The sequence below is a fragment of the Bradyrhizobium barranii subsp. apii genome, assembly GCF_011516635.5.
Classification (GTDB): Bacteria; Pseudomonadota; Alphaproteobacteria; order Rhizobiales; family Xanthobacteraceae; genus Bradyrhizobium; species Bradyrhizobium barranii.
In genome coordinates, this window is record NZ_CP096255.1 from 9927371 (window position 1) to 9940904 (window position 13534).

The following is a 13534-nucleotide window of genomic DNA, read 5'->3' on the forward strand; positions in this document are numbered from 1 at the left end:
AAGTCGACGCGGTTGTAACAAAGCTTGCCGCAGGCGGAAAGTGCGCCCGGCGCATCACGACGAAAGGATAAGGCATGCCGGTCAAGGTCGAAGCCCTCGATCATCTCGTCATCAACGTCGCCGACGTCGCAGTGACCTCCGAGTGGTACCGCAAGATTCTCGGCATGGAAGTCAAGGTGTTCGACCCCGGCGGCGGCAAAGCGCCGCGGACTTCGTTGCAATTCGGTAACCAGAAGATCAACGTCCGGCCGCGCGATGCCGACAAGGTGGAGTGGTTCACCGCGGACCATCAGACCGCCGGCAGCGAGGATCTGTGTTTCCTCACCTCTGCCGCGCCCGACGAGGTGGTGGCGCATTTGACGGCACATGGCGTCGCGATCGAGGAAGGCCCGGTTCCCAAGCAGGGTGCCCTCGGCACGCTGCGCTCGGTCTATTGCCGGGATCCGGATGGCAGTCTGATCGAGATTTCGTCGTACGAGGACGGTGGTCGATAGGGCAGCGCTGCCCACCCCATCGTCATTGCAAGGAGCCATTGCGACATAGCAATCCAGACCGCGCCCCTGCGGAGACCGTCTGGATTGCTTCGCTGCGCTCGCAATGACGGCGGGGAGACGCCGCCCCGCCGATTTGCTCCCCGCGTCATCCGATGGCAGGAAGACGCAATCATCAAAAGGCAGCCGCCATCAAGATGCAGGCTGCACGGGGAGGATTCATGCCTATCCAACAGACCGCCGCCGGACTCGTAGGACCGTTCGACGGGCTCGACGTGCCATGGCTGCTGAAGATGCGCGCCGCGGTGCGCCGCGATCATGCGTTCCTGATCTGGGCGCCGTTCGGCGCGCCGGCGCGGCGCTGGAGCTACGGCGAGTTTCACGAGCGCGTCGGCGCGCTCGCGGCGGGGCTGGTGAAGCGCGGCGTCAAGCCGGGCGAATATGTGCTCATTCATCTCGACAATTGCATCGAGGCGCTGCTGGCCTGGTTCGCCTGCGTCGAACTCGGCGCCATCGCGGTGACCACCAACACCCGCTCGGCTCCGGCGGAGATGGAATATTTCGCCGATCATTGCGGCGCGGTCGCTGCGATCACGCAACCGGCCTATGCAGAAATCGTCGCGCAAAACTGCCGCAACATCCGCTGGCTGGCGGTGACCTCGCACGATGCGGGCGCGGCGCCCACGCAAGCGATCTCGCGCGGCGACAGTTTCGAGTCACTATTCGCCGACAGCGCCGACCGTCCCAGGCGCGCGACCGATCCGTTCGCGCCGTGCAGCGTGCAGTACACGTCAGGCACGACATCGCGCCCGAAGGCAGTGCTGTGGACCCACGCCAACGCGCTGTGGGGCGCCAAGATCAACGCCGCGCATGAGGACCTTCATGCGAACGACGTGCACCAGACCTATCTGCCGCTGTTCCACACCAATGCGCTGGCCTATTCGATGCTGGCGACGCTATGGGTCGGCGCCACCTGCGTGATCCAGCCGCGGTTCTCCGCAAGCCGCTTCTGGCGCGTCGCGCGCGAGCACGGCTCGACCTGGACCTCGACGATTCCGTTCTGCATGAAGGCGCTGCTCGAGCAGGAGATCCCGAAGGACCACAAATTCCGCCTGTGGGGCACCGCCATCAACGAACCGCCGGCCTTCGCTGCGTTCGGCGTCAAGATGATCGGCTGGTGGGGCATGACCGAGACCATCACCCACGGCATCGTCGGCGAGGTTGACCAGCCCAACATCCCGATGTCGATCGGGCGCGCCGCGCCCGAATATCAGATCCGCATCACCGACGATGACGGACGGCCGACCGAGGTCGGCGACACCGGCAATCTCGCGATCAAGGGCATTGTCGGGCTGTCGCTGTTCGCCGAATATCTGCACAATGAAAAGGCGACGCGCGAAAGCTTCGACGCGCACGGCTTCTTTCTCACCGGCGACCGCGTCGAGCGGCTGGAAAACGGCTTCATCAGGTTCGGCGACCGCGCCAAGGACATGCTGAAGGTCGGCGGCGAGAACGTCGCGGCCTCCGAGATCGAGCAGGTGATCGCGGTGGTAGCAGGCGTGCGCGAGGCCGCGGTGGTGGCGAAGAAGCATCCGATGCTGGACGAGGTGCCTGTTGTCTTCATCATCCCGCACGGCGGCGTCGCGGGCGCTGCGCCTGATCTGCATGATCGCGTGATGGCGGCCTGCGGCGCGGGACTCGCGGATTTCAAGGTGCCGCGCGAAATCAGGCTGGTCGACGACATGCCGCGCTCGACGCTGGAGAAGGTGGCGAAGGCGGAGTTGCGGAAGATGGTGGGGTGAGCAGCCGCGCCAAACGACGACTCTCGTAGGGTGGGCAAAGCGGCTTGTCCGCCGTAGCTCGAAGAGCGAAGGCGGAAGCGTGCCCAACATTCGGGTCGCAATTGAGGAAGCATGGTGGGCACGGCGCTTCGCGCCTTTGCCCACCCTACGGCATCGTGCTCAGAACGATCCCAGCGCCACCGGCCGGAACGCCTGCAGCAGTTGCTGGTCCAGCTTGCCGCCCATGCCTTCCATCATCGTGAAGGCGCGCGAGTGGGTGAAGGGCATGCGGTAGGCGCGCTTCTCCACCAGCGCCGCGTAGATGTCGACGATCGTCGTGACCCGCACGATGTCGCTGATCTGGTTCGACGACAGGCCGTTCGGATAGCCAGAGCCGTCGAGGAATTCGTGGTGATGCAGCACGACGTCGAGCATCTCCGGCGGGAAGCCGCCCTGCTCCGCGAGCGCGTCATAGCCGCGGCGCGGATGCTGGCGCACCTCGGCCATCTCCTCGTCGGTGAGCTTGCCCGGCTTGTCGAGCAGCACGGAGGGAACGAAGGCCTTGCCGACGTCATGCAACAGCGCGGCGCGGGTCAGGCGACGCTGGTCGTCCTCGCGCATGCCGAGATGCTGCGCGAAGGCGACGGCGAAGCCGGTGACGAACAGGCAGTGGCGGTAGCTGCCGACATGATGGCAGCCGACGGTGGTGAGCCATTCGCGCAGCGAGGAATGCTTGATCGCCTTCAGGATCTTGCTCTCGGCGGCGATGACGTCGTCGAAGGTCAAGGGCACGCCGAGCGGCAGCTTCTCGAACATCTTCCTCAGCACCGCATGCGCCGCCTCGACGCCACGGTTGAGCGTCTTGCCGCGGTCGGTCGCGTCGTAAGTGGCGGTGTCGGGGAATGCCGCGCGGATGCGCTGAAGAATCGCATCGGGCTGCAGCGGCCGCGAGATCGTGTCGGTGGCGCCCAGTGCCCAGGCCTGCATGGTGCCGTGATGCAGGGCATCGGCGAGCACGAACAGCCGCGGCATCGTGCGATAGGCATCGCCGCGCAGCTTGTTGCGCACCCGCTGCACGCTCTCGGGCGAGCGCAGATTGATGTCGACCACGAGACCGGACAGATCGCGCGACGGCTGCTCGGGAATGTCCTGCGTCGTCACCGTCGAAACGTCGCCCACGGCCTTCAGGATGCTGGCAAGCTCGGTGCTCTCGTCGCTCCGGTCGGAAGCGAGCAAGAGCCGGCGTTTGGCGGCGGATTTGGCTGGCGCGTTCATGGCTTCCCCAGAGCACGGGAGTGTATTTGGCGTCAGCCTAAGCCGGATCAGGTTCTCCGGCCCTTAAGAGGCTTGCTCAACGGAACCCTCCGGAATTGGGTGCAATTTTAGGGAATTGGGGTCCCGGCACGGTTCCAATCGAAAACGGCGAAAACAACCCCATGCACAGTAGAACGGGCCTTGATGGGAAAGGGGAATTTGGGGCGCTCTCGCCCACTCTCCGCTGGGTCGCCCGGCTTGACCGGGCGACCCAGTATTCCGAGGCGGCGCGGCCGGAGCCGAGAGGCCGCGGCGTACTGGATGCCCCGCTTTCGCGGGGCATGACAGCGAGATTGTGGAGACGCCTACCAAAACAAATCCGCCGGAAGTTGCCCTCCGGCGGATCAGCTTACTCGCCTCGCCTCACGCCTTCATCGCCCCCTTGACGGCCTCGGCCGTGATCGGCAGGGCCCGGATGCGGGCGCCTGAGGCGTTGAAGATGGCGTTGCCGATTGCCGGGGCGATGACCGTCACCGCGGGCTCGCCGACGCCGGTGGCCTTTTCGCCGTTGGCGATCACGGCGACGGCGACCTCGGGCATCTGGCTCATGCGCAAGGGCGTGTAGCTGTCGAAATTGGTCTGCTCGATGCCACCGTCCTTGAGCGTCGCCTTCTCGTACATCGCCAGCGACAGGCCCCACAGCGCCGCACCCTCGACCTGGGCACGGATGTTGTCGGGATGCACCTGCGTGCCGACGTCGGTTGCGACCGTGAGCTTCTTCACGGTCACCTCGCCCGACGGCGCCACCGCGACATGGGCGACGCACGCCGTCCAGCTCGCGGTCGCGCGCTCCTGCGAGGAGACACAGGCCACGCCCATGCCCTCGCCTTTCGGCAGTTGCTTGGTGCCGTAGCCGGACAGCCCCATCGCGGCGAGCAGCGTGTTGCGCAGCCGCTGCGCGCCGCCGTCGTTCTTGCCCTTGCCGTCGAGCAGCGCGATGCGGAACTGCGCCGGGTCCTTGCCGGTCGCAGCCGCGATCTCGTCGATCATGCTTTCGACCGCCCAGAACGTCCAGCCGGGCGCCACCGAGCGAAGCTGCCCGGACGGCGTCGCATTGTGCGCGAGCTCGTTCTTGATCGCGCGCACATAATGGTTGGGCACGGTGTAGAAGAAGTCGGCCCCGTTCACCGTGAAGGAATCGAGCGGACCCTTCTTGTCGACCGAGGGCGTCAGGAAGTCAGGGATGCCCCAGCGCGCGGTCGGCCAGGCCGAGACGACGTCGTGGCTGAGCGCGACGAGCTTGCCGTCGCCGTCCACGCCGGCCTTGACCTTCTGGTAGGTGAGCGGACGCGAGAAATCCATCGTCATGTCGTTCTCGCGCGTATAGATCACCTTCACCGGCTTGCCGATGGCCTTCGCCGCCTGCACCGCCGGCACCATCATGTCGGCATCGAGCCTGCGGCCAAAACCGCCGCCGAGCCACATCTGGTGCATCACCACGAACTTCGGATCGATCCCGGCGGCGCCTGCCGCAATCGCCCCGGAGCGCGTCGCGAACTGATTGCCGGAATAGATGTGCAGGATGTCGCCCTTGAACTCCGCCGTGGCGTTCATCGGCTCCATCGGCGCGTGGATGTTGATGCTGGTGGTGTACTCCGCCTCCAGCACCTTTGCGGCCGAGCCGAACGCCGCGTTGGGATCGCCGTCCTTGACGAAGAACTGGCCGGAATCCTCGAGCTTCTGAAGCCGCTTGGCTTCGTCGAGCAGCGACTCGCTCGAGACCTTCGCGTTCGGACCGCCGTCATAGGCGATCTTCAGCGCCGCGGCCGCCTTCTTGGCATTGGCGTAGGTGCTGGCGACCGCGACGACCCAGCCGGATGTCGTGCCGGTCTTGTCGTCGAGGGTGATGGCCTTGATGAAGCCCGGCACCTTCTTCGCAGCCGAGTCGTCGACCGACTTCACCGTGGCGCCGAAGCGCACCGGCGGCGTGACCACCGCGCCATAGGCCATGCCCGGCAGCATCACGTCGATGCCGTACTTGGCCGTGCCGTTGGTCTTGGAGGGGATGTCGAGCTGCGGCACCGACACGCCGATCATGGTGTACTGGTCCGGCGTCTTCAGCTTGATCGCCTTCAGCTCGTCCGGCGTGAAGGTCTTGGTCGCCTTGCCGCTCTTCACGACGTCGGCGAACGACATCTGCTTCTTCGACTTCGGATGCGAGATCACGGAATCGCGCACCACGAGCTCTGACGCCGGCACGCCCATCGCGGCGGCCGCGCCTTCCGTCAATGCCGTCCGTCCGGCTGCACCGGCCCGGCTCATCGCGTCAAAGTTCATCATGGTCGACCAGCTGCCGCCGGTGATCTGTGCACCCAGCACGGGGTCGTTGAACTTCGGATCGTTGGAGGCGAGATTGACCCGCATGTCGCTCCACTTCGCGCCCAATTCCTCGCAGATGATCTGCGCCATGGTGGAGGCAATGTGCTGACCCATGTCGGCCTTGCCGCAGGTCACGGTGACCAGGCCATCGGGCGCGATCGCGTACCAGACGCTCGGCTCAAAGTTTGAAGGCGCAGCGAGCGCCTCACCGATGCCGGGCACGCCGGCATAGCCCAGCACGAGGCCGGTCGCTGCCGTGCCGACCAGGAAGGAGCGGCGGCTGAGATCTGATGTCTCGGGCGTGATGGTGTTCACGTGCCTATTCATGTGGGCCTCCGTTCGTTGCCGGAGACGGATGCGGTGCGCATCTCGGTGGCGGCGCGCATGATCGCCTTCTGGATCCGCGAATAGGTCATGCAACGGCAGAGATTGCCGTCCATATGCGCCACGACCTCCTCCTTGGTCGGATTGGCATTCTTGGCAAGCAGCGAGGCCGCCTGCATGATCTGACCCGACTGGCAGTAGCCGCATTGCGGCACCTGCTCGGCGATCCACGCCTTCTGCAGCGGATGATCGCCCTTGGCGGAGAGGCCTTCGATGGTGGTGATCTTCTTGCCGGCGACATCGCCGACCATGGTCTGGCACGAGCGCACGGCTTCGCCGTTGACGTGCACGGTACAGGCACCGCACAGCCCGGCCCCGCAGCCGAACTTGGTGCCGGTCATCTGCAATTGCTCGCGGATCGCCCAGAGGAGCGGCGTGTCGTTCGCCGCATCCACGGACAGACTCCGCCCGTTGATGGTGAGAGTTGGCATAGGCGTCTTCCCCTGCCGGTGCATGAAGCCGCTTACGGCGGCAACTTGAACAGTGGACGCCCACCGGGCTGGCGCCCACCTTGATCGCGAGAATGATCGGGTTCGCAGCCAGAGGCAAATGCAATTTGGAATCGATCGAAACTATCGCGGCAGCTCAGTGTTGTGCGTTGCGACAACGGCACCCGATGCAGCGACTGGACGCAACAGAGAATGCATCAGGCATGCGTGCCATCGCGTTCAGGCAGTTTCTTCCAGGTAACCCGTCGAGCTAGGATCGACGCGAAAACAACAACCAGCATAAAGAGGCGGGAGACATGCCAAAAATCGATCGGGACGGTGTCGGGATCTACTACGAAGTTCACGGCGACGGTCCGCCGCTGCTGCTCACCCACGGCTATTCCTCGACCTCGGCGATGTGGCATGGGCAGGTCGATGCGCTCGCGAGGGACCACAAGCTCATCCTGTGGGACATGCGCGGCCACGGCCAGTCCGACTATCCCGACGATCCCCATGCCTATAGCGAAACGCTCACCACCGGCGACATGGCCGCGATCCTCGATGCGGTCGGCGCCGAGCGCGCCATCATCGGCGGGCTCTCCCTCGGCGGCTACATGTCGCTCGCGTTCTATCGCGCTTATCCGCAACGCGCCCGTGCCCTGCTGATCATCGACACCGGCCCCGGCTTCAAGAAGGACGACGCGCGCGAGGCCTGGAATGCGCGGGCGCTTGCGACCGCCGGCAAGCTCGACCATGAAGGTCTCGACATGCTGAAGTCGGCGACACGCGAGCGCGCCACCGCGAGCCATCGCAACGCCAGGGGATTGGCGCTCGCCGCACGCGGCATGCTGACCCAGCGCGACGCCCGCGTGATCGAGCTGCTCCCCGACATCAAGGTGCCCGGCCTCATCGTGGTCGGCGCCGACGACGCGCCGTTCCTCGCCGCGTCCGACTACATGGCCGCAAAGATCCCCGGCGCACAAAAGGTCGTGATCCCCGCCGCCGGTCACGCCGTCAACATCGATCAGCCCAAGGCTTTTATTGACGCGGTGACACCTTTCCTGAAGAACTTGCCGGCATAGGACGGTCGGACAGGGACACGGGCAATGAAGCAAGCGATATTGGCTGCGAGCGCGGTGCTGCTATCGATGTCCGCGCAGGCCGAGCCGTTCGGCGGCACGCCGCCGCGCCGGCCCTTCGTTGCGACCTTGTCGAACAACACGCCGCTCGCCTTCGGCATGGATGCCGAGCAGACCGCGCGGGCACTCGGGCAGCCGCTGCAATATGTGCGCGGGCGGCCCGGCAACGAGATCTATCTCGCGCTTCGCAACCTCGGCGGCAGCGGACTGATTCCCTACCGCCACCGCCTGTTCCTGCAGTTCCGTCACGGACGGCTGGCGGGATGGAAGGAAGACTACGGCGAGAACTGGATGTGGGAGTGAGAGCGACGCACAGCCGCCTCCCCTCATCCTGAGGAGCTTGCGGAGCAAGCGTCTCGAAGGACGAAGGCCACGCTGCTGCTTCTCGGCCTTTTATCCTTCGAGACGCGCTGACGCGCTCCTCAGGATGAGGGGAGAGATTAGAGTTCGTAGTAACCAAGAAGGACAACCCGCGTGGGACAAGACATCAAGCTGACAGCTTCCGACAATTTCCAGCTCGGCGCCTATCGCGCCGATCCCGCAGGCGCCCCGAAGGGCGCGGTGGTGGTGATCCAGGAGATCTTTGGGGTCAATCACCACATCCGCTCGGTCTGCGACCGCATCGCCAGGGAAGGCTATGTCGCGATCGCGCCGTCGATCTTCGACCGGACCTCGCCGAACTTCCAGTCGGGCTACACGCCCGACGAGATCGCCGAGGCGCGCAAGTTCGTCGCCAGTCCCGACTGGGACGCGATGCTGCGCGACACCCAGGCCGCGATCGACGCGGTGAAGAGCGTCGGGCCGGTCGGCATCATCGGCTTTTGCCTGGGCGGCAGCGTCGCCTTTGTCGCGGCGACGCGGCTGTCGGGCCTCAAGGCCGCGATCGGCTATTACGGCGGCGCCCTGGTGCGCTTCGCCGACGAGAAACCGAAGGTGCCGACGCAACTGCATTTCGGCGAGAAGGACGTCGGCATTCCCCTGACCGACGTCGAGACCGTCAAGGCGAAGCGGCCGGATGTGGAGGTCTTCATCTATCCCGGCGCCCAGCACGGCTTCCATTGCAACGAGCGGCCGAGCTACGACAAGGCGAGCTCGGATGTCGCCTGGCCGCGCAGCCTGGCGTTTTTCGCGAAGCATCTGACGAAGTAGCGCGCGCCACTCAAAGCAGGAATCGGGTGGCTGCATCACGGCACCCGGCGATAGAGCTGGCCGATCAAGCCAAGTCACGCCCGGAGATCGCCATGCAGCAAGCCATCACGCACCTCGTCATCCGCAATCCGTTCGGAACCATGGACGTCCCGGGCCCGGACGATTCTGAAGTCATGGACTACGCGGCGACCGCCACGCTGGCCGGCGATGCGGCCGACATCAACGCGGCGGCATGGACATCCATTGCCGCCCTCTCCGATCCGCTCGAAGGCATCTGGGCTAGCCGCTGGAATGGCGGCGCCGATCCGACCATTGCGGGTGATACGCCGGACAGATGGAAAGAGGGGCGCGCGGATATCCGCATCGCGGGGAGCCGGATCTATCTGCGTTTCGACTGGGACCATGGCCGCCGGCACGGCCTGATCGATGCTGCGCGCGAGGGCGCGCGCCTGGTCGGAAAGTACATCAACCTGACCACGCCTGCGATCACGCGGCCATGGGTCGGGCTCGTGGTCGATGGCACGCGCATCGACGGATGCTTTCCGAACGGACGGCTGGATTTCAGGCGGTGAGCTAGAACCAGCGCTCGCCGACGAACACGGTGTCGCCGGGGCTCAAGGGAGTGCCGAGCGGGACGATGGCGCGCATCGCGCCGCCGGCTTCGGTGTGCGTGACGGTGACCACGTCGCGCTTGGCGCGGGGCGAGAAGCCGCCGGCGATCGCGACCGCGCTTTCGACCGTCATGTTCGGCACATAAGGATATTGGCCGGGTGCCGTGACTTCGCCGAGGATGAAGAACGGGCGGTAGGCTTCGATCTCGACCGCGACCGAGGGCTCGCGGATGTAACCGTTGCGCAGGCGCGCGGCGATTTCACCGGCGAGACCCGCCGGGGTGCGGCCGCGGGCCGGCACCCCGCCGATCAGCGGCATGGTGATCGAACCGCCGGCATCGATGGCGTAGCTGTTGGTGAGGCCTTCCTGGCCGTAGACCACGACGCGCAGCCTGTCGCCGGCATCGAGATGATAGGAGGAGTCGTAGCGCACCGGCGCCGCCATCGGCGCGGCGTAACCGACCGGCATGGGTGCAGGCGACGAGGCAAAGGAATTGCGCAACGCGCCGATGGCGCCGCCACCGTCAGCGACGACGACCGGCTGTGGTGCGCCATAGGGCTGACCATAGGCCATGGAGTCGAGATCGGCACGGGGCTGCATGACCGCGACGGGACCGGCGGTCTGCATGCAGCCGCCGAGGGCAAGCGCGGCGGACGCTGCCAAGGAGGCTGTCAAGATCGACCATCGAAACGCGCGTGCAACCGGCACCGGACCTAATCCCTCGAAACGAGACGGTCCCAGTCTTGCACTGGTTATGGTTAACAAAGCGTTGAGGGGGGCAGCGCGGCAATGCGGATGCGATGACACCGCACACTCCGTCATGCCCGGGCTTGTCCCGGGCATAACGAGTTGTTCGTGGCGAACTTACGCGCTCACACCCACGCCGATCGGGCAGGACACGCCGGTGCCACCGAGGCCGCAATAGCCGGCGGGGTTCTTCGCCAGATATTGCTGATGGTAGTCCTCGGCGAAATAGAACGCGCCGGCGGGCGCGATCTCGGTGGTGATGGCGCCGAGACCTTTCGCAGCAAGCGCCTTCTGATAGAGCGCCTTCGATTCATCGGCCGCTTTCTTCTGCGCATCTGAATAAGTGTAGATCGCGCTTCGGTACTGCGTGCCGACATCGTTGCCTTGGCGCATGCCCTGCGTCGGGTTGTGGCTCTCCCAGAACGTCTTCAGGAGTTTCTCGTAAGGGATCTTCTTCGGATCGAACACGACCAGCACCACTTCGGTATGGCCGGTGCGTCCCGAACAGGTCTCTTCATAGGTCGGGTTCGGCGTGTGGCCGCCGGCATAGCCGACAGCGGTCGCGTAAACACCGTCGCCGAGCTGCCAGAATTTGCGCTCGGCGCCCCAGAAGCAGCCGAGCCCGAACACGGCCTGCTCGAGGCCCGCGGGATAAGGCGGCTGCAACTTCGCGCCATTGACGAAATGGGTGGTCGCGGTGGGAATGGCTTGCGCACGGCCCGGCAGCGCTTCCGTGGCGCTCGGCAATGCGGTGGTCTTGCGCATGAACAGCATGATTGGCTCTCCGAGACGAGCTGTCCGTCGCTTGAGCCAATGCAACAAGCCAAGGGCTCAGGCGGCGCGCTCGCGATCAAGGTGGGAATATAGGTATCTACGCAGGAGGGGGCAGCCCTGTTACGGCTGCCGTCAACGCGAGGTTCAGTCTCGGCGGGAATTGAAAGATCAATCCCGGGAATAACCGATCAGCGGCTTCCGCGGGCGGAACAGGATCATCAGCAGGATGCCCAAGATGCCGAGCACGGCGAAAACCGGCTGATCCAGCACCAGGCGGATCACCGAGGTCCAGAGCCAGGGCGCCTTGGCCTCGACCCAGGTGCGAAACGCCGTCTGGCTGGCCTGGTTGATGTCGTTCCAGAACTGGCCGAACCGGGTGAACCGCAGGGTCTGGTCGGCCACCCAGCGGGCGCCGTCATAGACCATGAAGATGAACCCGCCGGCCAGCAGCAACAGCCCAATCAGTCGGAAAAAGCCGCGGATCATGCCTCACCTATATGGTCGTCCGATCGAACGACCTCTGCAATGCCGCCAGCCAATAGCCGGGCGACGGCAGAAATTCAACCTCTTCAGGGCGTTACGGCGCGCGCTGGAGCGCCCAAGGCCTGTTTTCCAGGCTCGGAAAGCGTTGACGGCGCCGCAGACCCCCTCTATAAGGGCGCCAACTGGCGGTGGGCGCAATCCTGCCGCCGCTGTTCTTTGAGCAGTTGCAGGCTCCATGAGCTTTAAAGGCTTGGAGCCTCAGAGACGACCGCAAGGCCGTCGCTCATGTTCCGGGAACAGCCCAGCAGCCGAACACCCTAAATCCGAGCGTCGATTAAGCGGTCAAGCAGCCGGCGCTACCCGACCAAGACGCGACCGGTACCGCAAAGGATATTGAGACCATGGCCAATACCACTTCCGCCAAGAAAGCGACGCGCAAGATCGCCCGCCGCACCGCCGTCAACAAGTCGCGCCGCACCCAGATGCGCGGTGCCGTGCGTACCGTCGAAGAAGCCATCGCGACCGGCGACCGCGCCGCCGCGCTGAAGGCGATGGCGAGCGCCGAGCCCGCGCTGATGCAGGCCGCGCAGCGCAACATCGTTCACAAGAACAACGCGAGCCGCAAAGTCTCCCGGCTCACCGCGCAGATCGCCAAGCTCGCGAAGTAAGCTCGTCGAGTCATCCGATCGACTGATCGGATCGACATCGCGCTCGTCAATCAGCCCGGCTCGCGCCGGGCTTTTTGTTGCCTGTCACAATTCACGCTTGCGGTCGTTGGGCGACCACTCTTCCGTTGGAAGACTCTTGTCGTCTTCGCTGCGCTGCGCCCGTAATTTCACTGGCGGATGTTTTTGCAACAGCGGAAACTTTCACTGCGCTGCGAAAAACCCCTGCGGGGCGGGCTTAAGTTGAATCCGCGCGCGCGAGAGTTCTGCACACCGTAGTTTTCCCGGAACCGGTTCGCGATGGAGTTACCCTGCGAAACGAGACTCAAAAAGCGGTGTCTCAATAATCACTTATCGACATAGCGCCGACAAGCATTTGGAAAAATTGCCCGCAAGGCGTGCGCGTGACGCTTTTGTAAAAAATCTTTGGCGGTGGCGGAGATTTGTCACATGACGCGCGGCGCCTTCGAATCTGTGCACGGATTCAAACTCTTGCTCGCAAGCCTGTGCACAACTCCCGCGCGCCGTTAACGCTGGTCAAGTTTTTAGTCGCCTCAAGTGTGAATCAATTTCGTTGCGAGTCTTTCCGCATAGTGTATTCCTTAAGTCGTCCGCAGCGCCCACGATCTCAAGACCAGCGCGGTTTTAGAAACGGGGCGAGCGTGCAAATCGGCGGCGGTGTGCACGTAGGCGACGCTTCAACAAGCGATTGTCGGTTCAAAACCCATAGCAATATGGGAACGGTAGCTCTTTGTCTGAATGTCTCCAAGCGGGATCTTCGATCCCGCTCGCGCCAGACGCAAACGAGAGATGTCATGAAACTACCGCGACACACGTGATGGCGTAGCCGAGCGGACGAACAGTGCAGACGGGCGGGACATCGGCGACTTCAGTCGCAGCTGTCTTCAGGACACGCAGGACCTTGCCGTGAGCAATCACGGCAGGACGGGGAGGGTATCATGTCTTACGGACTCAACGCGGTATTGAAACAAGCCACCTACTCCAACGATGCCGGTTTAGATCAGCCCAACCTCCAGCCTCCCGCGTGTGACGGAGCGCCGAGTACGCGCTGACCTCGCGACCCCTCCATCTCTGACATCGTTAGTCCGACCCGCGGCGTTCGCGCCGAACGGCGGAGCTGTGTCCGACGATGGAATCGCTCGAGGTCGTGCCCTTCTAGGGATCCTGGCGGGACCCCTTCATGGCACTCACAACGCAACTTTATCTCTCAATAGAAGTTTTTTGACG

At 64.5% G+C, this 13534-nt stretch carries 13 protein-coding genes; 7 read left to right on the forward strand and 6 right to left on the reverse strand.

Going from position 1 to position 13534, the window contains the following annotated elements; genetic code table 11:
• Positions 1-74: 74 nt before the first annotated feature.
• Positions 75-494: a VOC family protein gene (locus HAP41_RS47220; protein ID WP_166066155.1), complete on the forward strand. Its 420-nt coding sequence runs from the start codon at positions 75-77 to the stop codon at positions 492-494.
• Positions 495-712: 218 nt separating this feature from the next.
• Entirely contained in the window at positions 713-2293 is a 1581-nt protein-coding gene (locus tag HAP41_RS47225) for an AMP-binding protein (RefSeq protein ID WP_166066154.1), read from the forward strand.
• 159 nt (positions 2294-2452) lie between these two features.
• Here the strand turns inward: HAP41_RS47225 and HAP41_RS47230 are convergent, their stop codons facing one another.
• The 3 genes from HAP41_RS47230 to HAP41_RS47240 form a co-directional block, all read right to left on the reverse strand.
• Positions 2453-3547, reverse strand: coding sequence for an HD-GYP domain-containing protein (locus tag HAP41_RS47230; protein WP_166066153.1), 1095 nt, complete (start codon positions 3545-3547; stop codon positions 2453-2455).
• Positions 3548-3949: 402 nt separating this feature from the next.
• Positions 3950-6232, reverse strand: coding sequence for a xanthine dehydrogenase family protein molybdopterin-binding subunit (locus HAP41_RS47235; protein ID WP_166066152.1), 2283 nt, complete (start codon positions 6230-6232; stop codon positions 3950-3952).
• Entirely contained in the window at positions 6229-6720 is a 492-nt protein-coding gene (locus HAP41_RS47240) for a (2Fe-2S)-binding protein (protein ID WP_014491023.1), read from the reverse strand. The genes HAP41_RS47235 and HAP41_RS47240 overlap by 4 nt, the downstream gene beginning before the upstream one ends.
• Before the next feature lie 314 nt (positions 6721-7034).
• Here HAP41_RS47240 and HAP41_RS47245 point away from each other — a divergent pair, with 314 nt between their 5' ends.
• From HAP41_RS47245 to HAP41_RS47260, 4 genes are all read left to right on the forward strand, one after another.
• Positions 7035-7799 (forward strand): alpha/beta fold hydrolase, encoded by a 765-nt coding sequence (locus HAP41_RS47245; RefSeq protein WP_166066151.1) that lies wholly within the window; start codon positions 7035-7037, stop codon positions 7797-7799.
• Between the two features lie 24 nt (positions 7800-7823).
• Complete coding sequence (locus HAP41_RS47250; protein ID WP_028151120.1) at positions 7824-8159, forward strand: hypothetical protein; 336 nt, start codon at positions 7824-7826, stop codon at positions 8157-8159.
• A 171-nt stretch (positions 8160-8330) separates the two neighbouring features.
• A complete protein-coding gene (locus HAP41_RS47255) occupies positions 8331-9005 on the forward strand; it encodes a dienelactone hydrolase family protein (protein ID WP_166066150.1) in 675 nt (224 codons plus the stop codon).
• A 92-nt stretch (positions 9006-9097) separates the two neighbouring features.
• Positions 9098-9577 carry a hypothetical protein gene (locus HAP41_RS47260; protein ID WP_166066149.1) on the forward strand — a complete coding sequence of 160 codons (480 nt, stop codon included), beginning with the start codon at positions 9098-9100 and terminating at the stop codon, positions 9575-9577.
• Between the two features lies 1 nt (position 9578).
• Here the strand turns inward: HAP41_RS47260 and HAP41_RS47265 are convergent, their stop codons facing one another.
• The 3 genes from HAP41_RS47265 to HAP41_RS47275 all read right to left on the reverse strand — a co-directional run bounded on the left by HAP41_RS47265 (position 9579) and on the right by HAP41_RS47275 (position 11624).
• Positions 9579-10325 (reverse strand): polysaccharide biosynthesis/export family protein, encoded by a 747-nt coding sequence (locus HAP41_RS47265; protein ID WP_028151117.1) that lies wholly within the window; start codon positions 10323-10325, stop codon positions 9579-9581.
• Between the two features lie 156 nt (positions 10326-10481).
• Positions 10482-11138 carry a peptide-methionine (S)-S-oxide reductase MsrA gene (gene msrA / locus HAP41_RS47270; protein WP_166066148.1) on the reverse strand — a complete coding sequence of 219 codons (657 nt, stop codon included), beginning with the start codon at positions 11136-11138 and terminating at the stop codon, positions 10482-10484.
• Between the two features lie 168 nt (positions 11139-11306).
• A complete protein-coding gene (locus HAP41_RS47275) occupies positions 11307-11624 on the reverse strand; it encodes a hypothetical protein (protein ID WP_007616084.1) in 318 nt (105 codons plus the stop codon).
• 398 nt (positions 11625-12022) lie between these two features.
• On the opposite strand from HAP41_RS47275, the gene rpsT reads away from it, so the two are divergent.
• Positions 12023-12289, forward strand: coding sequence for a 30S ribosomal protein S20 (gene rpsT / locus HAP41_RS47280; RefSeq protein WP_028151115.1), 267 nt, complete (start codon positions 12023-12025; stop codon positions 12287-12289).
• Positions 12290-13534 lie beyond the last annotated feature (1245 nt).